Genomic DNA, 19,124 nt, shown 5'->3' with positions numbered 1-19,124 from the left:
GCTCGGTGATCTTCGGCCGGCGCCGGACCCGGCCCACCCGGACGAGCGGGACGCCATGCTCGCCGACTACCAGAAGTCCACCGGCGTGCCGTTCACCAACCGCACCCCCGAGCAGATCGCGGCCTGGCTCGACAGCCTCCAGATCCAGCCGCCTGGCCTGGTGCCGATCGACGAGTGGCGTCCGGCGCCCGAGACCGAGCGGGAGCCGATGCTGCTGACGTATGGCGTGCCGGCTCGGAAGCCGGTCGACGGCTGGCGGACTGACTCAGGCAGTCACCTCGGCCGACCGCGCCCGAACCTGCTGGAGGGTCTCGTCGGCGCTTCTCTGTCCGGCCCAGCCCTCGGTGAGGGCGGCGCCGGCGGTGCGGCATTCGCCGTGGAACGTGGCGTATCCGCCGCCGCCCGGCAGCATGAAGTGCGCCTTGAACGCGCTTCGCTCCAAGTTGGTGGTCCCGTGGAACTGAGTGCCCATGAAGTCCGCACGCGCGAACCGGCAGTCACTGAGGTCGAAGTCGATCAGAGTGGCGGCGGAAAGGCTGAGATCGACTCCGTCCCAGAACTGTTCGCGCGGCGGGGAATCCGGCGCCGCCCCGGGGTCGTGAGGGCGGAGGTGGTCGGTGAGGATCTGCTGCGCGGTCCGCCGCAGCCTCAGTTCGGCCACCTGCTCCGCGGTGAGCGCGGCTTCATCGCCGGCCTCGAACGCCAGCGGCGCCCTCAGGAATCCGCAGACCGCGTCGACGATTCCGGCCCGCTGGTCGGCGCGGGCCTGGCCGAGCGCGTCGAGCACGTGCAGTCCGGACAGCCGCACCGCCGGGTCGGCGTCGGCGAGCTGGTGGGCGTAGGGCGCCACGGACTCGTCCGTCACCAGCCGGCCCGGCCCGTTGTCCTCGGGGCGCAGCACCCAGCCGAAGGGCCATTGCTGAGGGCTGAACGAGCCTTCCGCGTCGTCGGACTCCGAAGCGTCGTCTTCCTCGGCGACGGTGTCCGCGGTCGCGCCGGTGAGATCCACACTCGGCTGGTCGAGATGGACCTGATCGCCGAACCAGGCGTCGCCGAACTCCGCATCCGCCCCGAACCGTGCCTTCCAGAACCAGGCCGGACCGTGGAATCGCGCGCCGTGAAAGGACACCCGATCCCGGAAGCAGGCGCCGTCGCTGCCCTCGTACCAGGTCTGGTAGTCCTCTTGAAGCACGGCGCTCGGCCAGCCGGGATCGGCCTCGTTCGGCTCGCGCCAGGGGATCTGCACCCCGAACGGATCCGGCTTGCCAGAGGGCAGGTCGCCGTCCTCGTCGAACTCTTCGAATCGGGGGTCGTCCTCCTGGACGGACTCCTCACCACGGCCGAACCAGGCCATATTGTCGAACCGGGCGCCGGCGAAGCCGGCCGGGGAGTGGAACCGCGCCAGCCCGAAGTGGGCGTCTGCGCCGAACCTGACGTCGGCGAACGACGCCTCGCCTTCGAACACGGCCCGCGCGAAGATCGCGTCGTCGCGGAAGTGAGCGCCGTCGAAGACGCAGCGGCCGCGGAAGTGGGCGTCCGCGAAGACCGTCGGCCCGAAGGAGCAGCCGCTGAAGTCGACGTCCGGCAAGACGGCGCCCTCCAGGGCGAAGGCGAGGTGGTCTCCGCCCCGCGCCAGCGCGACAAGAAGCGCGACAGCACTGTCGGCAGCTTCCACAACGGTGCCGCGCAGGTAGCGGCACACGGCGTCGGCGGCAGGCTGGCGCAGCGCGGGATGTGCCCGGGCGAGTGTCTCAAGCTCCTGCAAGCCGGCGTGGTGCGCGTCGGCACCCGGCCCCGCCAAGCAGTCGGCTATCCGCTGGAACTCCCCGGAGGCGTCCGGTTCCGTCGGTGATCCCATGCCGTCAGACCCTAGCGCAGCACCGCGTTGACCCTTCGGGGGTTCATGTGGCTTCGAGCGGGGAGCCGTCGTAGGTCCAGCGGTAGGCCTAGTCGGTGCCGAATTCGCCTGCGCGGATGGCGGTGACGAAGGCCTGCCAGGCGGGGGTGGGGAAGAGGAGGGCCGGGCCGTGGGGGTCTTTGGAGTCGCGGACGGGTGTCACGTTGGCGAAACCCTCGGCCACCTCGATGCACTGGCCGCCGCCACTGCTGTATGAGCTCTTTTTCCAGCAGGCGTCAGTCAGTTCGACATCCATTCGAGCTTCCTCCGTACCGAGCTGATCGTTGCGAGTGAGTCGGCCTGGTTCATGGCCTCGACTACAAGGCGATCGTAGCTCCTGTCCAGTTCCCTGGTCGGCTGAGAATCCCGGTCGATGTAGCCACGCTGCTCAGTTTCCAGGTAGGCGAGCATTTTGTGGTTCGGCATGGTAAGCAGCGTCACCGGACGAATGAACGGCCGGTTCTCGCCCAGGGAGTACGGCGCCACCTGGATCACCACGTTCGGTCGGCGGGCGAACGCTTCGAGGTGGGTCAGCTGTTCGAGCATGACCTCCCGGCCCCCGATGATTCGGCTGAGACAGCTTTCGTCGAGCACGGCGTGCAGGAACGGCGGTGGTGTCCAGTCCAGGATCTGCTGTCGGGCGATCCGGAAATCGACACGTTCGGAGGCCTGTTCCGGAGAGGTGCTGCCCTGTCGGACGTAACCGGCCTCGATCGCCGCGGCGTAGGCCCGTGTCTGCAGGAGCCCGGGGATGACGTTGATCTCGAAGAGTTTGATCTGCTCCGCGCGGGCCTCGTAGTTGGTGTACTCCGGGAAGCCCTCCAACAACGCGGTGTGCTTGAGCTGCCAGTACATCAGTACCAGCGTGCCGCCGGTCCTGAGCTCCTGGTCGGCCAGCTCCGCCAGCTGCAGGCTCGGCGGTCGGTGCGCAAGTTCGACGTAGGACAGGTGCGATGCGGTGCACCCGACCTTCTTCGCCAGTTGGACCTGGGTGAGCCCAACTGCTTCGCGTGACCTGCGGAGTTGAACTCCGAAGGCGGCCCACGGGGACGAGGTCGGGTCGATGGTCTTCTTGTTCATGGAGCTTCCCCAACTCACGGCTGGCCTGACTGCAAGTCGCACATCACTTCCGATGCTAGATGACGCCGGGCCATCATGTGCACAGAACGTGAAACACTGATTGCGGAAGGTTATTCCCATGGCCGATGCCCAAGTTCCCCGCCTCGACGGCTACGGCGTGCGCTGGGACGCCGGGGCCCGCCTCTACCGGGTCCGCAACGAGGTCACCCGGGAGTGGTTGCGCCAACCGGACGGTGAGCTCAGCGGGTTCAGGTCCTTCTCCGACGCCTGGGGCACGTGGCGCGTGTTCGAGGTCCACAAGCGGCCGGGGGAGTGAGCGCCTGGCGCATGACGGCTGAACTCCTCGCCCGCCTCCTGTGGTTGGCGGGCTTCTCCCTCGTACTCCTCGCCGCCCTCAGAAGGTGAACCGCCCGATGCGCGACCCCCGCCTGCTCGCCAAGCCGCCGGTGTGCCGGCTCGGCTGCCTCGTCCTCGTCCGCAACCCGCGCGGCGATGTCCTCCTCGTGGACCCGGACTACATGGACGGGCTGATCCTGCCCGGCGGCGCTGCGAAGCCGAACGAGCCCCCGCACCTCGCCGCCGCCCGAAACCTGCACGCCGAGACCGGGCTCGACCTCCGTCTCGCCGACGTCCTGGCGGTCGACTTCACCCCCGCCGACCGCTACCTGGAGCGCCTCAACCTCGTGTTCGACGGCGGCACCGTGCATGACGACGTCCGCCTGACCGTCCCGCCCCGGCACCGCAGCGGCCTGTTCGGCGCCCGCTTCGTCCCCGCCCGCCAACTCCACGACGTCATGGCGCCCTCCCAACTCGCCCGCGTCAGCGAGGCGTTGGCGGGCCGCGCGCTGCCCGTCCTCCTCCACGGCCAGCGCGCGAACTGAGAACCGCCGCCCTGGTTCACCGCGCGCCGGCGGACTCCAGGATCGCGGACAGCCGCGCCAGGCATTCGCCGACGAAGCCGGGATAGGTGCCCCAGTAGTACGACAGCCCGCCGACTGCGACGCCGACCGCCCACGCCCGGGCCCGCAGCCACGTCACGTCGTCGAGGCCGAGGGCGTCCCAGTACGCCTGGCGGGCCGGGGTCGGAAGGTCCCACACCGTGGCGTGCTCGGCGTCGGGAAAGCCGACCGACAGGCATCCGAAGTCGATGACCGCGTGCAGCCTGCCCTGCCGGACGAGCAGGTTGGAGGGTTTCAGGTCGCCGTGCAGCCACACCTGGTGGCCGGACGGCCCGGGCAGGGCGAGCGCGCTCTTCCACAGGTGCCGCAGGTGCTCGATGTCGAGGTTGAGGTCGAGGCCCGGGATCGTCCGGCACTTCTCGAAGCATGCGGTGATCGACTCGTCGCTGTCCCGCAGGTCGCCTCCGCGGTACCAGTCGAGCGCGCCGTGGCGGACGGCCCCCATGAGCGGGGCGCAGTGCAGGTCCTTGACGACCGCCGCCAGGTCGGCCCCGAAGGCGGGCCAGTCGGTGACCGACCCCGGGCCGGGCTCCTCGCCGTCGATCCAGCGGTACACCGACCAGGCGAGCGGGAACGCGGCACTCGCCGTCCCGGCGTGCACCGGCTCCGGGACGCGGCACGGCAGGTGCGGCGCCAGCCGCGGCAGCCACGTCTGCTCCTTCCGCACGGACTCCGCGCTCTGCGCGGTGCGCGGCAGCCGCACGAGCAGGTCGTCGCCGAGCCGGTACATCGTGTTGTCCGTGCCCGCGCCGGCCGGCGAGACGGACAGGCCGGCCCAGTGCGGCCGCTGCTCCCGGAGCAGGGAGCGGACGACCGCCTGGTCCGCGAAGATCTCGTTCTCGTGAAGGGCCACGGTGCGAGCCTTCACGCCGGGCGCCACCGCCGCCAGCGATTTTCCCGAAACCGCTGCTGTCCGGGTCCCGTCGAAGAGCTGGGACGCCGGCCCGCCCGTACGCCCCCGGGTCAGAGGAGCCCGAGGCGGTCCAGGGCGAGGTAGGCGGCGGCGGTGTCGGTCATCTGGCCCCTGCGCAGCACGGTGGAGCGGAACTCGGGCAGGGGCAGGGTGACCACGTCGATGAACTCGGTGCGCTCCGGGGTCGGCTCGGTGACCTTGGCGCAGCCGGTGGCGTAGAAGGCGAAGCGCAGGGCGGTGGAGTAGGCGTCGTGCCAGTACGGTCCGGCCGCGTGGACCTCGCCCTGGTAGCCGGTCTCCTCCAGCAGTTCGCGGGCGACGGCCTCGGCTGCCTCTTCTCCGGGTTCGATGAAGCCACCGGGTAGTTCGTACAGCACGCGGTCGGGGCCGGGCCGGTACTGGCGGGCGAGGATGACGTGCTGGTCGGGAGTGAGGGCGAGCACGGCGCCGGCTGGGCGCTCGCGTTTGAGGTAGAACTCCTCCTTCCGTCCGTCGGGCAGCTCGAAGTCGACGCGTTCCACGGACCGGCCGAACTTGCTGAACATGGTGGTGCGTTCGATCTCGCGCCATGACGCGGCGGGGTGGGTCATGGCTGGACTGTACGGCTCCGGCCTGACTCCGGGCGCTCGTTGGAGCCGCCCAGGCCTCCGCGCTCGCTGCCGCCGTCGGCTCCGCCCACCTGGCCTCCGCCCTCACCGACATGCGCAATGCTTCCTCACTGGAAGCCAGTTGACGCCTCACCGATCCGGCGGCCCGTTCCCGGCGCGGTCCCTCCTCGGCGAGATGGCCGCAGAGCAGGCCGCCGCTTGTCGCCGGCGAAATGGCGACATGCGCAACAGCGAAAAAGGGGGTGCGCGCGGAGCCGGGCGCCGACCCGGCTCCGCGCGCCGGGGGGCCGCGGCTCAGGCGGCGGTCAGGCGGGCGGTCCTGCGGTGTTCCGTCATGCCGGAGACCAGCTGGTCGCGGATGCGGGCGGGGACCTGGGGGGCGAAGCGGGCCAGGTAGTGGGCCAGGTGGGCCTCGTCGTCGACGAGGAAGGGCAGGTCGAAGACGAGGAGCTTGCGCACCGCCAGCAGCGGCACGGGCGCGCGCAGCGGCCTGAAGGAGCGGTTCCACAGGCCCCCCTCCTCGCAGACGGGGTGGAACTGGCCGATCATCAGGCCCTGTTCGACGAACTCGTCCTTGGCCTTGCGCTGCGCCTCGTCCAGCGCGGTGGAGTCGGCGCGGTCCAGGCCCGGCAGCACCAGCAGGACGGTCAGCAGCTCCCGGTCCGACTCCTCCGTCAGGTCGGCCAGCAGCCGCTCGTACCAGGCGCGCAGCTCGCCGACGAGTGCGGGCAGGTCGCCGACGAGTGCGGGCAGGTCGCCGCCCGCGCGGGTGTCGGCGACGGCGATGTGGAACAGGCCGCGGCGCAGCGAGGGCTGGGTGTAGGGGCAGACGGGGCCGCTGCGCCCGAGGTCGGGGTGGGCGGTGGTGAGGAAGCGCCGGCTCCAGGCGAGGATCTCGGCGGCCTCGGGGTGGTGGTCGGCGGCGCCGGCGTCGATCTGCTCGGCGGAGTAGACGCGCAGTGCGGTGTCGACGCGCAGTGCGGTGCCGCTGTGCAGTGCGGTGTCGCTGTGCAGCGCGGTGTCGATGTCGAGGGTGTGGGTGGTCATCGGGGGCCCCGCCACACGGGGGTCAGGCGGGGGCCGCCGGCGGGCAGGGCGATGGCCTCGCCGAAGCGGGTGAAGCCGCCGGCGCCGCAGACGCGGGCGCCGCCGGGGGAGCTGGTCTCGGCGTAGGCGGCCTGGCCGTCGTGGTCGACGCGGGCCAGGAAGGCGCGCAGGAGGGCGGTGCCGGTGCCGGTGTGGCGGGCGTCGGGGTGGGCGCCGACGAACGCCAGGTAGTGGTGGGGGCGGTGGCGCGGGTGGCGGCGGGCCTGGAGGCGGGTGATGGCGGCCAGGCGGCGGGCGGATTCGGGGTGGGCGTCGGCGTCGACGGCCGCGTCCAGGGCGCGGGCGGCCGCCTGGTCCTGCTCCCCGGGGTGTTCCCATACGCCGGGGGGCAGGAAGAGCAGCGCGCCGACGGGGCCGTGGTCGTCGGGGTGCTGGGCGGTCAGGGCGCCCTGGTGGGCCAGGCACTGGTCGACGTGGACGCGGAAGAAGGCGGGCAGGATGCGGGCGCGGTGGGCGTCGTCGGGGAAGGCCCAGCGGGTGAGCGGGTCGTCGTGGAAGGCGGCGGCGAGCACCCGGGCGAGGGCGGGGGCCTCCTCGGGTCGGGCGGGGCGGACCGCGGGGGCCGCGAGGGCGGCGCCCGGCGGGACGGTGGCGGTGGTCAACGGACACTCCTCGGCAGACAGGCGGCGGGCGGCGGGACAGCAGGGCGGTCGTACTGGGGGTGCACTCGTACAGCGGGGCGACGGGCGGGTCAGGGCCGGGCGGTGGCGAGCGAGGTCAGGCGCGCGTGCAGGGCGGGCAGGTGGTCCTCCGCCTCGGGCTTGATCAGGACGCTGCGCAGCACCGAGGCCCCCTCGGCGTCCGCCGCCGCTGCCGGGTGGCGGCGGGTGAAGTCGGCGGCGTCCACCCGCAGCAGGCTCAGGTAGAGCGGGTCCTGCTCGTCGGCCATGCCCTGGCGCAGCACGTGCCGGCTGGCGGCGTCGACGGCGGACATCGGCGTCCCGCCGGGGGTGGGGTGGTAGGTGACGATGTCCAGTTGCGGGCGCTGGTGGAGGGTCAGGTGCGGGCTGTCCTCGATCAGGTCCGCCCAGGCCAGGGCCGCGCGCCGCCCGCCGGCCAGGACGGCGCCCAGCCCCTGGGGGGTGAGCGGCAGCAGTTGCAGGGTCAGCCACAGGGCGGCGGCCGCGGCGCCGGCGCGCGAGCATTCCAGGCTGATCTCGCCCAGGTGCAGTTCGGCGTCGGTGAAGTAGGTGTAGGGGGAGTCGTGGGCGAAGTGGCGGCCGATGTCGGGGTCGGCGAACAGCACCGCGCCGCAGCCGTAGGGCTGCAGGCCGTGCTTGTGCGGGTCGACGGTGACGGAGTCGCAGCCGGCGATGGCCCGCCACGGCGCCGGGTCCAGGCGCAGGGCGGCGGCCTGGGCGTCGTCGGTGGCCAGCAGGGCGAAGAACCCGCCGTAGGCGGCGTCCACGTGCACCCGCACCCCGTGGCGGCGGGCCAGTGCCAGTACCTCGTGCACCGGGTCGACGGCGCCGAGCCCGGTGGTGCCGGCGGTGACGACCACCGTGCCGACGCGGCCGGTGGCGAGCAGGGCGGCCAGCGCGTCGACGTCCATGCGCCCGTCCGCGTCGGCGGCCACCGCGTGGCCCTCGACGCCCAGGACGTGGCACATGCGGCTGTGCGTGTAGTGGGACTGCGCGCTGTAGGCGACGCCGCGCCCGGGGTGGCTCTGGCGGGCCACGTACAGGGCTTCCAGGTTGGCGATGGTGCCGCTGCTGGTGAGGTGGCCGACGTGGCGGGGCAGGCCGAACATGGCGGCGAGCTGGGCGACGCACTCGCGTTCCATGTCGTTGGTGGCGGGCCCGCCCTCGTAGGCGTGGTTGTTGGGGTTGAAGCGCATCGCCGTCAGGTAGCCGACGACGGCGGCCGGGTGCGGCGGCTTGACCATCTGCCCGGCGTAACGGGGGTGGAAGAACGGATAGTTGTGCTCCAGGCGCTTGGCGAAGCGCTCGAACGCGGCGGCGAAGTCCGCGTCGTCCACCTGGTGCGAGGGGTGCGGGCTGTACGGCCCGAACCGCTCTCCCCACTGCTCGGCGACCTCGGCCGCCCTCGGCAGCCAGTACCGCAGGTCCACGCTCCGGCCCTTCCCTTCGAGGGATCCTCCAGTGTTCTGCGAGCCACGGTGACCGCCCGCCGCAAGCGGCCCGCAACACCCGCAGCTCACCGCGCGCCCCGCCCGCAACCCGCCCCGCGCGCTCCACCGGGCCTCAGCCGGACCCCAACCGGGCGCAAGGATCCGCTGCTGCAATCACCCCCGGAACCCGCCCCCGCCCCACCCGCCGGGGCCGCACGGGCACACCGCCACACCGGGCCGGCAGCAGGAGGACGCGCGATGGTGACCAGACGCAGGATGATCGGCGCCGCCCTGGCGACCGGGGGAGGGGTCCTGCTCATGCGCACCACCCTGCGCCCGGCCGCCTCCGTGGAGACCGCCGCCGACGCGGCCGCCCACACCCACCCGGGCGCCACCGCCCCCGCCGCCGAGGCCGACCCGGGCCCCGACGCCGGCCCCACCCTGGCACCGAAGTTCACCGCCGCGATGCCCCTGCCCCCGGTGCTCGCCCCCGTCTCCACCGACGGCGCCGCCGACACCTACGCCGTCACCATGCTCAAGGCCTACGCCCGCATCCTGCCCGGGCACCGCACCGACGTCCTCACCTACAACGGCGCCTTCCCCGGCCCCGTCATCCGCGCCCGCTCCGGACGCCCGGTCGTGGTGCGCCAGACCAACCTGCTGGACGACCCCGTCTCCGTCCACCTGCACGGCGCCCGCGTCCCCGTCGCCTCCGACGGCGGCCCCATGAACCTCCTGGACACCGGCGCCACCCGCACCTACACCTACCCCAACGACCAGCCCCACGCGAGCCTGTGGTTCCACGACCACGCCCACCACCTGGAGTCCGAGCACGTCTACCGGGGCCTGGCCGGCACCTACCTGATCACCGACGCCACCGAAGCCGCCCTGCCGCTGCCCGCCGGCCGCTACGACCTGCCCATCGCCCTGCGCGACGCCCGATTCGACCCCCAGGGCCGCCTCGTCTACCGCATGGACGACCCCCTCAACCGCACCACCATCCTCGCCAACGGCCGCCCCTGGCCCAAGGTCGAGGTCGCCGCCCGCAAGTACCGGCTGCGCCTGCTCAACTCCTCCAACCTGCGCTTCTTCTCCCTGCGCCTGGCCGACGGCGGCCCCCTCACCCAGATCGGCTCCGACGGCGGCCTGCTGGAACGCCCCCACGTCACCGACACCGTCGACCTCTCCCCCGGGGAGCGCGCCGACGTCGTCGTCGACTTCTCCCGCTACCCGGTCGGCTCCAGCATCGTCCTCACCAACTCCATGCCCCCCGGCCCCGCCGAACACGTCGGCCAGGTCCTGCGCTTCGACATCACCCGCGCCGCCGACGACCCCAGCCGCGTCCCCGCCCAGCTGCGCACCCTGCCCGCCCTGGGCGCTGCGGCCCGCGAGCGCACCGTCGTCCTGGAGTACCAGGAGAAGCCCGGCGCCGCCCCGCTGGGACTGATCGACGGCAAGGTGTACGACCCGGCGCGGGTGGACGCCTCGGTGGCGTTCGGCACCTCGGAGATCTGGACGGTCGTCAACGCCAACAAGGACGTCCCGCACAACTTCCACCTGCACCTGGTGCAGTTCCGGGTGCTGGCGCGCAACGGCGCCGCGCCCGGCCCGGCGGAGTCCGGCCTGAAGGACACCGTGCGCCTGCTGCCGGGGGAGAGCGTGCGCCTGCAGGCCCTCTTCGACTCCTACCGCGGCCGCTACCCCTACCACTGCCACCTGCTGGACCACTCCGCGATGGGCATGATGGCGCAGCTGGAGATCACCTGACCACCTTCTATCTGCCCCCCGCCGGGCCGCCCGCCCCCCCCGCAGGCGGCCCGGGGGCCCGGCCGTCAGCCGGCGTGGATGCCCTGGCCCGGTGCCAGGATCCCCGCCGGATCCCACCGCCGCTTGGCCCGCTCCACCCGCTCCCACAGACCGCCGTAGTGGCGCCGCCAGTCCGCCCCCGTCATCCCCGGCACCGCCCCGATCAGGTAGCGCTTGCCGCCCAGCGCCACCGCCCGGTCGTACAGCCGCCGGTTGCGCTCCAGCATCGCCGCCGTGTCCGCCCCCGGCGCCGGGAACGCCAGCAGGTCGAAGTGCCAGCCCACCGGCTCCTGCGGCAGCACCGCCAGCGGCGCCCCCACCCGCGCCCGCGCGTACGGGTAGAACAGCAGCAGCCCCGCCCCCAGGTCCTCCGCCGTCAGCAGCGCGGTCGCCTCCCGCATGAACACCCCCACCGTCGAGGCGGGCAGGAACAGGCTCAGCCACGGCTTCGGCAGCCCCCAGAACCCGGCCGCCCGCAGGTAGCCCGCGAACGCGTCCACCCGGAACGCGTACTCGCGCCAGCTCTGCTCCACCACCGTCGTCTCGCCCGCCACCCCGTGCAGCCCCGCCAGCAGCGTCTCCCGGTCCACCGCCCGCCCGGCGTCCCCGTAGGCCACCAGCTCCGCCGTGTAGCGCCACCGCTGCCCGTCCGCGCTGCGCACCACGTTGCCGACCTGGAGGTCGAAGCGGCCCTGGGCCAGCACCTTCTCCTGGTCCGCGCGGTAGAGGTCCGCGTCGTCGTAGGCCAGGGTGAACACGGTGGCGCGCTCGCGCGCCGGCACCAGGGCGAGCGTGGCCCGCACGATGATCCCCACCTGCCCGCCGCCGGCCAGCACCGCCTCGAACAGCTCCCGGTTGTGCTCGCGCGAGGCCGTCACCAGCTCGCCGGTGCCGGTCACCACGTCCAGCGACCGCACGGTGTCCGCCTGCAGCCCGTGGCGTTGCACCGCCCCGCCGATGCCGCCCACGCTCAGCGTCCCGCCCACCGACAGGTGCAGGTAGTCCGTCAGGCACGGCGGCATCCAGCCCGCCGCCAGCGCCGCGTCCGTCAGCTGCGCCCAGGTGGCGCCCGCCTCCACGACGGCGCGCCCGGGTTCGACGGAGAGGATCCGCGACAGCCCGCGCGCGTCGATCGCGATGCCGCCGCGGGGGTTGGCCTGGCCGTAGCTGGAGTGCGACTCCAGCCCGCTGTCGCCGGCCGCCGCCTGGTCGCCGCTCTGCCCGTTGACCGCCACCGGGATGCGGTGGCGGCGGGCGAAGGCCACCACCTTCTGGACGTCGCGCACCGAGGCCGGGCGCAGCACCGCGCGGGGCGAGGCGGTGACCAGGTGCCCGAAGTCGGAGGAGAACCGTTCCACGTCGGTGCCCCGCAGGGCCACCGTGCCGTCCAGGGCGGGCAGTTGATCCACGTTCTCGCCCGGCTCGGCGGCCCAGGCGCGGGCGGCGGTGTTCCAGCCGACGACGGCGGCGCCGGCGCCGGCGATCAGTGCGCGGCGGGACAGACCTGAACTGCTCATATCAGCGTTTCTCCGATCAGTCGTCAAATAGGGATTGTTGTACCGCAACCACCCCGCGACCACCTACCTCCCCGCACGCCCCTCCTGCTCCAGCCCCGCCAGCGCGGCCGCGATGTACTCCGGCATCCGCATCTGGTAGGCCGGGGCGCCGGCGGGGATGTGCGCGCAGGCGGCCCGCGCCTCCTCCAGCAACGCCCGCCGCGCCTGGGGCAGATGGGCCACCCGCGGCGAGTCGGCCGCCGTCCACAGCACGTAGGCGAGCTTGTAGGCGTACACGGGCGGGCTGACCGGGAACAGCGCCCGGTACACCCACAGCCCCTCCGGGGCGTCCAGGATCCACTCGTTGTGGCTCAGCAGCCGCACCCGCGCCTTGAGCACCAGGTCCCTGTGCGCCGTGTCCCTGTGCGCCGCGTCCTTGCGTGCCGTGTCCTTGTGCACCGTCATCCTCGCGTCCCCCTTCGTCCGTTCACCGCCCACCGCCTGCGGCGCCGTACGGCCCGTGCGCAGCACGGCGCGCGCCCCGGCCGCCCTGGGCAGGGGGCCGGCGCGTGGCCGAAGGAGTGGATGCGGACGAGTCTGCGGGCTGCGCCCGCCGCCCGGCAAGGTGTGATCCGGGTGCTCTGCGTCCTACCGAAACCCCCCGCTGAACTGGCACAATGGGGCTCGGTACACGCCGGGATCCCCGGCCGCGAGGCCCCTGCCGTGCGGGGCTAGCCTGGTCGCATGTTCGTACTTGAGCTGACGTACACCGCCCCGCTGGAGCGCATCGACGCCGCCTTGCCGCAGCACGTCGAGTGGCTGCGCGGGCACTACGAGGCCGGCACCTTCCTCGCCTCGGGCCGCAAGGTGCCGCGCGAGGGCGGGGTGATCATCGCGCTGGGCGAGGACCGCGCCGCGGTCGAGGAGCTGACCCGCACCGACCCCTTCGCCCGCGAGGGCCTGGTCGCCTACACGGTGACCGAGTTCCTCGCCACCACCACCGCCCCCGCCCTGGACGCCTACCGCCAGCAGCTGCCCGCCTGAACCCCGGCCCCTGAACCCCGGCCCCGCCGTGCCCCGCCCCGCCTCGCGGTTCGGGGCACGGTCGCGTTCTGGCTACGATCGGTGGCACGGGGCAAGGACGCGTACGGGAAGTTGGCGGGAGAAGACGGATGGCACACGCACGGGCCGGGCAGTTGGCACAGCCGGATGACCTGGTGGATGTGGCGCGGCTGGTGACGGCGTACTACGCGCTGAACCCGGACCCTCAGGAGGTCGGCCAGCGGGTGGCGTTCGGCACCTCGGGCCACCGCGGGTCCTCGCTGGACGCCGCGTTCAACGAGGACCACATCGCCGCGACCACGCAGGCGATCTGCGAGTACCGGGCCCAACAGGGCATCGCAGGACCGCTGTTCCTGGGCGCCGACACGCACGCGCTCTCGGAGCCGGCGAAGGTGACGGCGGTGGAGGTGCTGGCCGCCAACGGCGTGCAGGTACTGCTGGACGCGGCCGACGGCTACACCCCCACGCCCGCGGTCTCGCACGCGATCCTGGCCCACAACCGGCGCAGCCCCCGGGCGCTGGCGGACGGCATCGTGGTCACCCCCTCGCACAACCCGCCGCGCGACGGCGGCTTCAAGTACAACCCGCCCAGCGGCGGCCCGGCCGGCTCGCAGGCCACCGGCTGGATCCAGGACCGCGCCAACGAGCTGATCCGCGAGGGCCTGCGCGGCGTCAAGCGCGTCCCGTACGCGCGGGCGCTGGCGGCGGCGACCACCGGGCGCCACGACTACCTGGGCACCTACGTCGATGACCTGCCCGCCGTCCTCGACCTGGACGCGGTGCGCGCGGCCGGGCTGCGCATCGGCGCGGACCCGCTGGGCGGGGCGTCGGTGGCGTACTGGGCGCGCATCGCCGAGACGCACCGCCTGGACCTGACGGTGGTCAACCCGGTCACCGACCCGACCTGGCGGTTCATGACGCTGGACTGGGACGGCAAGATCCGCATGGACTGCTCCTCGCCGTCCGCGATGGCCTCCCTGATCGGGCGCCGCGACGAGTACGCCATCGCCACCGGCAACGACGCGGACGCCGACCGGCACGGCATCGTCACCCCCGACGGCGGCCTGATGAACCCCAACCACTACCTGGCGGTGGCCGTCGACTACCTGTACCGCCACCGCGCGGACTGGCCCGCCGACGCCGCGGTCGGCAAGACGCTGGTGTCCTCCTCGATGCTGGACCGGGTCGCCGCCGACCTCAAGCGCGAATTGGTCGAGGTGCCGGTGGGCTTCAAGTGGTTCGTCGACGGGCTCGCGGAGGGCTCGATCGCCTTCGGCGGCGAGGAGTCGGCCGGCGCCTCGTTCCTGCGCCGCGACGGCGGGGTGTGGACCACCGACAAGGACGGCATCCTGCTGGCCCTGCTGGCCTCCGAGATCACCGCCGTCACCGGCGCCACCCCCAGCGCCTACTACCGGGAGCTGACCGAGCGCCACGGCGCCCCCGCCTACGCCCGCGTGGACGCCCCGGCCGACCGCGAGCAGAAGGCGCGCCTGGCCCGGCTCTCCCCGCAGCAGGTCACCGCGGGCGAACTGGCCGGCGAGGCGGTGACCGCGGTGCTGGCCGAGGCGCCCGGCAACGGCGCGCCGATCGGCGGCATCAAGGTGTGCACCGACAACGCCTGGTTCGCGGCCCGCCCCTCGGGCACCGAGGACGTCTACAAGATCTACGCCGAGTCCTTCCTCGGCACCGGCCACCTGGCCCGGGTGCAGGAGGAGGCCCGCGCCCTGGTCGGCGAGGTCCTCGGCGCCTGATCCCCGCGCCCGCGGGTGCCCCGGACCGGTTCACCGGCCCGGGGCACCCGCGTTTTCCGGGCCCCTCGCCGTCACGGCGCTGTCCCGCGCGCCCCTTAGCTCCGTCGCTTCGCCGCCCCTTAGCCCTTTCGTCTCGTGCTCAGCCGAACGGGCCCTGCTCGGTGAAGCGCCGCAGCGACCGGGCGAACGCCTCGGCCTCCCCGGGCGGCCAGGAGGCGAGCGCCTCCTCGATGCCGCCGGCCAGGCGCCCGCGCATCACCGCCACGGTGCGCTCGCCCGCGCCGGTCAGGGTCAGCAGGGTGGCGCGCTGATCGTGCGGATCGGCCTCGCGGCGCAGCAGCCCGGCCTCCTCCAGACGGGTGGCGCGGCGGCTGACCCCGGAGCGGTCCAGGCCGATCTCGGCGGCCAGGTCGGCGGCGCTGCACGCCCCGGTGCGGGCCAGGCCGGAGAGCACGGGGTAGGTGACCTCGTCCACCGCCTCGCCCAGGCCCTCGGTCAGGCGCCGGTAGAGCGCGGCGCGGGCGGGGCGGCGCAGCAGGACGGCCAGGGCCTGGGCGACGGTGTCCCCGAGGCCGGGGGCGGCCTCCGGGTCGGTCTTGGTCTCGGGGTCGGGGATTTCGGGGGAGTGGTCCACCCTCCGATCATAGCGTGCGCGGCGCACGCGTTCCTGGGGTACGCTCACCCCATGAAGCGTGCGCCACGCACGCATTGTCGGATTCCGAGAAGGGAACCCCCATGCCCGCCACCGCCCCCCGCACCACCATCGCCGCCGCCCTCGACGACCTGCTCTTCACCCCCGGCCTCGACCTGGAGACCGCCGTCGAGCGCCACTTCACCCCCGACTACCGCCAGCGCACCGACGGCCGCTGGGACGACCGCGCCGCCTTCACCGACCACATCCGCCACCTGCGCGCCGTGGTCGCCTCCGGCCGCGTCCAGGTCCACGAGGAACTCCACGACGGCGACCGCACCGCCACCCGGCACACCGTCGACGTCCTCAAGACCGACGGCACCCGGGTCTCCATGGAGGTCTACCTCTTCGGCCGGTACGCCCCCTGCGGACGCCTGCGCCGCATCGAGGAGACCACCCTCCTGCTCGCCGGAGCCGAGGTCGACCGCAACCTCGGCTCCGCTCGCTGAGACCCCCGCCCGCTGAGAGCCCCGCCCGATGAGGGCCCCCGCCTGTTCGAGGATCAGGACCGCGACGGTGCCGGCGCCGGCACCGTCGCCACCTCCGCCGCCGCCGGCGCACCCGCCCGCGCGTCCCGCGTGGTCGCCGCCGCCGTCACCGCCGCCACCAGCGCCAGCCCCGCCGCCGCGAACGGGAACCACCGCCCGCCCAGCACCGCGATCGCCGCACTGCCCGCCACACCCCCGGCCGCCGTCCCCAGGTACAGCGCACTGCTGTTCAGCGAGATCAGCAGCGGCGCGTTCCCCGGATCGATCGACGCCAGCCGGTGCGGCAGCGCCACCGACACCGCCCACCCCGCCAGCGGCACCACCGCCGCGTACACCAGCGCCCCCGGCATGCTGCGCCCCAGCCAGGGCAGCGCGGCGAACGCGCCCGCCGCCACCGTCGAGCCGGTCAGCAGCACCCGCCGCACCCCGACCCGGTCCACCAGGCGCCCGCCCAGCCAGCTGCCCGCCACCGACATCACGCCCGCCGTCAGCAGCACCAGGCTCAGCCGGTCCGCGTCGCCCCCGGTCGCCCCCGAGACGGCGGTGGCCAGGTAGATGTAGACGCACTGGAAGGCCAGGAAGAACGCCAGCGTGGTGGCCGCCGCCCCCAGCACCCGCCGCTGCCCCAGCGGGGCCAGGCGCGCCCGCAGTCCCGGCGCCGCCACCGGCGCCGGCAGGTCGCGCAGCAGCAGCGCCAGCCCCGCCAGCGCCGCCACGCCCAGCGCGGTGACCAGCCACATCGTCATCCGCCAGTCGCCGCGCCCCACCCAGGTGCCCAGCGGCACGCCCAGTGCGGTGGCCACCGTCATCCCGCCCAGTACGGTGGCCAGCGCCCGTCCGCGCCGCTCGGGGGTGACCAGGGTGGTGGCCACCGCGTTGGCGGTCGGCGTGTACAGCGCGGCCCCGGCGGCCGCCAGGACCCGGGTGGCCAGCAGCAGCCCGTAGTTCGGGGCGAGCGCGCTGAGCGCGTTGGCCGCGCTGAACACCGCGAGCGCGGTCAGCAGCAGCCGCCGGCGCGGCCAGCGGGCGGTGAGCGCGGCCAGCACCGGGGCCAGCAGCGCGTAGCCGAGCGCGAAGACGGTGACCAGCTGGCCCGCGGCCGGCACGGACACCCCCAGGTCGGCGGCGATCGGGCCGAGGATGCCGGCGACGACCATCGAGTCGGTGCCCATGGCGAAGGTGCCGAGGGCGAGCAGGAGCAGGCGTACGGGCATGGAAAAGCCCCCCGATTGTTTGACGATAGGGCAACAGTTTGACGCTCGTCAAACACTAGGGATGGGTGGATGATTGTCAAACCATCGACGACCCGACGAGGATCACGCGCCATGACCGAAGACGAGCGGCTGCCCCAGCCCACCACCGCCGACATCGACCTCGTCACGGTCCTGCACGCCCTCGGCGACCCCGTCCGGATGACCCTGCTGCTCAGCTACGCCGACGGCGCCGAACACTCCTGCGCCCCCCGCGACCTGGGCCTGGAGCACCTCCACAAGTCGACCGTCTCCCACCACATGCGCGTCCTGCGCGAGGCCGGCGTCACCACCACCCGCGTCGCCGGGCGCAACCGCTTCGTCAGCCTGCGCCGCACCGACCTCGACACCCGCTTCCCCGGCCTGCTCGACGCCCTCCTCACCGGTGCGCCCGCTGCCCCCGCAGCTCCCGCCGCGCCCGCTGGGCCCGCCGTCTCCGGCTGAGGCCTGCGCCCCGGGGCCTATGCCCGCGGTCGTACCCGCCGCCCGGCGCTCCTGCGCCGGCCCGACGCGCCCGCAGGGCCCGACCCGCCACCGTGGGCCCATGACCACCCCGCACACCGTGACCACCCCGTACGCCGCTGCCGCCCCGCAGTTCGGCCGCCGCAGCGCCCTGGCCGCCCTGGCCGCCACCGCTCTGCTCACCGCCGCGGGCACCGCCCCCGCCCGCGCCGCCACCCGCGCCGCCGCCCCGCCCTCACCCCCGGGCCGGCCCCCGCGCCTGATGCTGCCCGCCCCCACCGGGCCCCACCCCGTCGGCACCACCACCCTGCACCTGGTCGACCCCGCCCGCCCCGACCGCTGGGCCCCCACCCCGCGCCCGCGCGAGCTGCGCACCCGCCTCTGGTACCCCGCCGCCCGCGTCGCCGGCCACCCCCGCGCCCCCTGGATGAGCCCCGCCGAGACCGCCCACCTGGAGACCGCCTACTTCCAGGTCCCCGCCGCCGGCCTGGACTGGCCCACCACCCACGCCCACGCCGACGCCCCCGCCGAGACCTCGTGCCGCCACCCCGTCGTCCTCAACTCCCACGGCTCCGGCGGCGACTCCGCCTTCAACACCGCTCTCGCCGAGGAACTCGCCTCCCACGGCCACGTCGTCGCCGCCGTCGACCACACCTTCGACGCCGGCGAGATTGAATTCCCCGGCCACCGCCTGGAAGTACGCGACAAGGCCGCCGTCCAGGCCATGACCGACGCCGACATCGTCGCCTACCGCGCCGCCGACGTCCGCCTCGTCCTCGACCGCCTCACCGACCTCGCCGCCGGCGCCGACCCCGACGCCGACCACCGCCCCCTGCCCGCCGGCCTCGCCCAGGCCCTCGACCCGGACGCCGTCGCCATGTTCGGCCACTCCATGGGCGGCGCCACCACCGCCCAGGCCCTCCACGACGACCCCCGCATCCGCGCCGGAGCCGTCCTCGACGGCCCCCTCTTCGGCACCTGCGCCACCGCCGACCAGCCGCGCCCCCTGCTGCTCATGGCCTCCACCTGGGCCAGCCCCGCCCGCGACGCCATGTGGGACACCCTGTGGCCCCACCTGACGGGCTGGCGCCGCCGGCTCACCCTCACCCGCTCCGGCCACCTGTCCTACACCGACCTCCAACTCCTCGTCCCCCAGGGGCAGGACGTGATCGGCTGGCCCGCCGACCAACTGGAGCACTTCCTCGGCACCGGCGACCCGCTGCGCGCCGTCACCGCCCAACGCGCCTACCTCACCGCCTACTTCCAGCTCCACCTGCGCCGCCGCCCCACCACCCTCTTCGACGCCCCCTCCCCGCACTACCCCGAGATCACCCTCGACGCCTGAACCGGCCAGGACCGGCCAGGACCCACCGCCCGCGGGGTGGCGGGGGGGTGGGTGCTGGAGTGGGGTCTAGGCCAGTGCGCCTTTGCCCGTCCGCGGCGTTGCGGGGGTCGCGGCGGGGGGGGGGCGGCCGGAGGTAGG

At 74.0% G+C, this 19,124-nt stretch carries 20 protein-coding genes; 8 read left to right on the top strand and 12 right to left on the bottom strand.

The annotated features are described in order from the left end of the window. Window positions 1–265 precede the first annotated feature (265 nt). From ACFVHI_RS15230 to ACFVHI_RS15220, 3 genes are all read right to left on the bottom strand, one after another. Window positions 266–1,801, bottom strand: coding sequence for a pentapeptide repeat-containing protein (locus ACFVHI_RS15230; protein ID WP_380339243.1), 1,536 nt, complete (start codon window positions 1,799–1,801; stop codon window positions 266–268). 145 nt (window positions 1,802–1,946) lie between these two features. Then, window positions 1,947–2,153, bottom strand: coding sequence for a DUF397 domain-containing protein (locus ACFVHI_RS15225; protein ID WP_063352976.1), 207 nt, complete (start codon window positions 2,151–2,153; stop codon window positions 1,947–1,949). After that, window positions 2,138–2,977 carry a helix-turn-helix domain-containing protein gene (locus ACFVHI_RS15220; protein ID WP_380339239.1) on the bottom strand — a complete coding sequence of 280 codons (840 nt, stop codon included), beginning with the start codon at window positions 2,975–2,977 and terminating at the stop codon, window positions 2,138–2,140. Before ACFVHI_RS15220 ends, ACFVHI_RS15225 begins: the two co-directional genes overlap by 16 nt. Window positions 2,978–3,095: 118 nt before the next feature. On the opposite strand from ACFVHI_RS15220, the gene ACFVHI_RS15215 reads away from it, so the two are divergent. Further along, complete coding sequence (locus ACFVHI_RS15215) at window positions 3,096–3,293, top strand: hypothetical protein (protein ID WP_380339236.1); 198 nt, start codon at window positions 3,096–3,098, stop codon at window positions 3,291–3,293. Window positions 3,294–3,390: 97 nt separating this feature from the next. Beyond that, window positions 3,391–3,858 carry an NUDIX domain-containing protein gene (locus ACFVHI_RS15210; RefSeq protein ID WP_380339233.1) on the top strand — a complete coding sequence of 156 codons (468 nt, stop codon included), beginning with the start codon at window positions 3,391–3,393 and terminating at the stop codon, window positions 3,856–3,858. Between the two features lie 16 nt (window positions 3,859–3,874). Here the strand turns inward: ACFVHI_RS15210 and ACFVHI_RS15205 are convergent, their stop codons facing one another. The 5 genes from ACFVHI_RS15205 to ACFVHI_RS15185 all read right to left on the bottom strand — a co-directional run bounded on the left by ACFVHI_RS15205 (window position 3,875) and on the right by ACFVHI_RS15185 (window position 8,635). Then, window positions 3,875–4,789, bottom strand: coding sequence for an aminoglycoside phosphotransferase family protein (locus ACFVHI_RS15205; protein ID WP_380339230.1), 915 nt, complete (start codon window positions 4,787–4,789; stop codon window positions 3,875–3,877). A gap of 110 nt (window positions 4,790–4,899) precedes the next feature. After that, window positions 4,900–5,439, bottom strand: coding sequence for an NUDIX hydrolase (locus ACFVHI_RS15200; protein ID WP_380339227.1), 540 nt, complete (start codon window positions 5,437–5,439; stop codon window positions 4,900–4,902). A 312-nt stretch (window positions 5,440–5,751) separates the two neighbouring features. After that, on the bottom strand, window positions 5,752–6,504 hold the full coding sequence (locus ACFVHI_RS15195; protein WP_380339224.1) for a DUF6875 domain-containing protein: 753 nt from the start codon (window positions 6,502–6,504) through the stop codon (window positions 5,752–5,754). Further along, window positions 6,501–7,166, bottom strand: a complete 666-nt coding sequence (locus tag ACFVHI_RS15190) for a hypothetical protein (RefSeq protein WP_380339221.1) — start codon at window positions 7,164–7,166, stop codon at window positions 6,501–6,503. The genes ACFVHI_RS15195 and ACFVHI_RS15190 overlap by 4 nt, the downstream gene beginning before the upstream one ends. A gap of 89 nt (window positions 7,167–7,255) precedes the next feature. After that, window positions 7,256–8,635: a pyridoxal phosphate-dependent decarboxylase family protein gene (locus tag ACFVHI_RS15185; RefSeq protein WP_380339218.1), complete on the bottom strand. Its 1,380-nt coding sequence runs from the start codon at window positions 8,633–8,635 to the stop codon at window positions 7,256–7,258. Window positions 8,636–8,893: 258 nt separating this feature from the next. Between ACFVHI_RS15185 and ACFVHI_RS15180 the strand changes: the two genes are divergently transcribed. Then, complete coding sequence (locus ACFVHI_RS15180; protein ID WP_380339215.1) at window positions 8,894–10,402, top strand: multicopper oxidase family protein; 1,509 nt, start codon at window positions 8,894–8,896, stop codon at window positions 10,400–10,402. A 65-nt stretch (window positions 10,403–10,467) separates the two neighbouring features. Here the strand turns inward: ACFVHI_RS15180 and ACFVHI_RS15175 are convergent, their stop codons facing one another. Then, a complete protein-coding gene (locus tag ACFVHI_RS15175) occupies window positions 10,468–11,958 on the bottom strand; it encodes an FAD-binding protein (protein ID WP_380339212.1) in 1,491 nt (496 codons plus the stop codon). Between the two features lie 63 nt (window positions 11,959–12,021). Continuing rightward, window positions 12,022–12,402 carry a hypothetical protein gene (locus ACFVHI_RS15170; RefSeq protein ID WP_380339209.1) on the bottom strand — a complete coding sequence of 127 codons (381 nt, stop codon included), beginning with the start codon at window positions 12,400–12,402 and terminating at the stop codon, window positions 12,022–12,024. A 279-nt stretch (window positions 12,403–12,681) separates the two neighbouring features. On the opposite strand from ACFVHI_RS15170, the gene ACFVHI_RS15165 reads away from it, so the two are divergent. Both ACFVHI_RS15165 and pgm read left to right on the top strand, forming a co-directional pair. After that, the gene (locus tag ACFVHI_RS15165; RefSeq protein WP_063352966.1) at window positions 12,682–12,981 is read left to right on the top strand and encodes a YciI family protein; all 300 of its coding nucleotides are present in this window, start codon (window positions 12,682–12,684) and stop codon (window positions 12,979–12,981) included. Between the two features lie 128 nt (window positions 12,982–13,109). Beyond that, entirely contained in the window at window positions 13,110–14,750 is a 1,641-nt protein-coding gene (gene pgm, locus ACFVHI_RS15160; protein ID WP_363377591.1) for a phosphoglucomutase (alpha-D-glucose-1,6-bisphosphate-dependent), read from the top strand. A 139-nt stretch (window positions 14,751–14,889) separates the two neighbouring features. Here pgm and ACFVHI_RS15155 read toward each other — a convergent pair whose 3' ends face one another. Then, window positions 14,890–15,297 carry a MarR family winged helix-turn-helix transcriptional regulator gene (locus ACFVHI_RS15155; RefSeq protein ID WP_380339385.1) on the bottom strand — a complete coding sequence of 136 codons (408 nt, stop codon included), beginning with the start codon at window positions 15,295–15,297 and terminating at the stop codon, window positions 14,890–14,892. A gap of 188 nt (window positions 15,298–15,485) precedes the next feature. On the opposite strand from ACFVHI_RS15155, the gene ACFVHI_RS15150 reads away from it, so the two are divergent. After that, window positions 15,486–15,890 (top strand): nuclear transport factor 2 family protein, encoded by a 405-nt coding sequence (locus ACFVHI_RS15150; RefSeq protein WP_380339204.1) that lies wholly within the window; start codon window positions 15,486–15,488, stop codon window positions 15,888–15,890. Between the two features lie 53 nt (window positions 15,891–15,943). On the opposite strand, the gene ACFVHI_RS15145 is transcribed toward ACFVHI_RS15150, so the two are convergent. Then, a complete protein-coding gene (locus tag ACFVHI_RS15145) occupies window positions 15,944–17,143 on the bottom strand; it encodes an MFS transporter (protein ID WP_380339201.1) in 1,200 nt (399 codons plus the stop codon). Window positions 17,144–17,254: 111 nt separating this feature from the next. Here ACFVHI_RS15145 and ACFVHI_RS15140 point away from each other — a divergent pair, with 111 nt between their 5' ends. Together ACFVHI_RS15140 and ACFVHI_RS15135 are read left to right on the top strand one after the other, a co-directional pair. After that, window positions 17,255–17,623, top strand: a complete 369-nt coding sequence (locus ACFVHI_RS15140; protein WP_380339198.1) for an ArsR/SmtB family transcription factor — start codon at window positions 17,255–17,257, stop codon at window positions 17,621–17,623. Between the two features lie 100 nt (window positions 17,624–17,723). Beyond that, window positions 17,724–18,986, top strand: a complete 1,263-nt coding sequence (locus ACFVHI_RS15135; RefSeq protein ID WP_380339195.1) for an alpha/beta hydrolase family protein — start codon at window positions 17,724–17,726, stop codon at window positions 18,984–18,986. The last annotated feature ends 138 nt before the right edge of the window (window positions 18,987–19,124 follow it).

Origin of the sequence: Kitasatospora sp. NPDC127121 (genome assembly GCF_042677305.1) — a bacterium.
GTDB lineage: Bacteria > Actinomycetota > Actinomycetes > Streptomycetales > Streptomycetaceae > Kitasatospora.
Note: the sequence above shows the minus strand (reverse complement) of the source record. Positions and strands in the feature narration are given on the sequence as shown.

Excerpts from the sequence above, each read along its gene's own strand:
- ACFVHI_RS15225 (WP_063352976.1), bottom strand. The coding sequence starts at position 2,153 with ATGGATGTCGAACTGACTGACGCCTGCTGGAAAAAGAGCTCATACAGC.
- ACFVHI_RS15220 (WP_380339239.1), bottom strand. The coding sequence starts at position 2,977 with ATGAACAAGAAGACCATCGACCCGACCTCGTCCCCGTGGGCCGCCTTC.
- ACFVHI_RS15215 (WP_380339236.1), top strand. The coding sequence starts at position 3,096 with ATGGCCGATGCCCAAGTTCCCCGCCTCGACGGCTACGGCGTGCGCTGG.
- ACFVHI_RS15210 (WP_380339233.1), top strand. The coding sequence starts at position 3,391 with ATGCGCGACCCCCGCCTGCTCGCCAAGCCGCCGGTGTGCCGGCTCGGC.
- ACFVHI_RS15200 (WP_380339227.1), bottom strand. The coding sequence starts at position 5,439 with ATGACCCACCCCGCCGCGTCATGGCGCGAGATCGAACGCACCACCATG.
- ACFVHI_RS15195 (WP_380339224.1), bottom strand. The coding sequence starts at position 6,504 with ATGACCACCCACACCCTCGACATCGACACCGCGCTGCACAGCGACACC.
- ACFVHI_RS15180 (WP_380339215.1), top strand. The coding sequence starts at position 8,894 with ATGGTGACCAGACGCAGGATGATCGGCGCCGCCCTGGCGACCGGGGGA.
- ACFVHI_RS15175 (WP_380339212.1), bottom strand. The coding sequence starts at position 11,958 with ATGAGCAGTTCAGGTCTGTCCCGCCGCGCACTGATCGCCGGCGCCGGC.
- ACFVHI_RS15170 (WP_380339209.1), bottom strand. The coding sequence starts at position 12,402 with ATGACGGTGCACAAGGACACGGCACGCAAGGACGCGGCGCACAGGGAC.
- ACFVHI_RS15165 (WP_063352966.1), top strand. The coding sequence starts at position 12,682 with ATGTTCGTACTTGAGCTGACGTACACCGCCCCGCTGGAGCGCATCGAC.
- pgm (WP_363377591.1), top strand. The coding sequence starts at position 13,110 with ATGGCACACGCACGGGCCGGGCAGTTGGCACAGCCGGATGACCTGGTG.
- ACFVHI_RS15150 (WP_380339204.1), top strand. The coding sequence starts at position 15,486 with ATGCCCGCCACCGCCCCCCGCACCACCATCGCCGCCGCCCTCGACGAC.
- ACFVHI_RS15145 (WP_380339201.1), bottom strand. The coding sequence starts at position 17,143 with ATGCCCGTACGCCTGCTCCTGCTCGCCCTCGGCACCTTCGCCATGGGC.
- ACFVHI_RS15140 (WP_380339198.1), top strand. The coding sequence starts at position 17,255 with ATGACCGAAGACGAGCGGCTGCCCCAGCCCACCACCGCCGACATCGAC.
- ACFVHI_RS15135 (WP_380339195.1), top strand. The coding sequence starts at position 17,724 with ATGACCACCCCGCACACCGTGACCACCCCGTACGCCGCTGCCGCCCCG.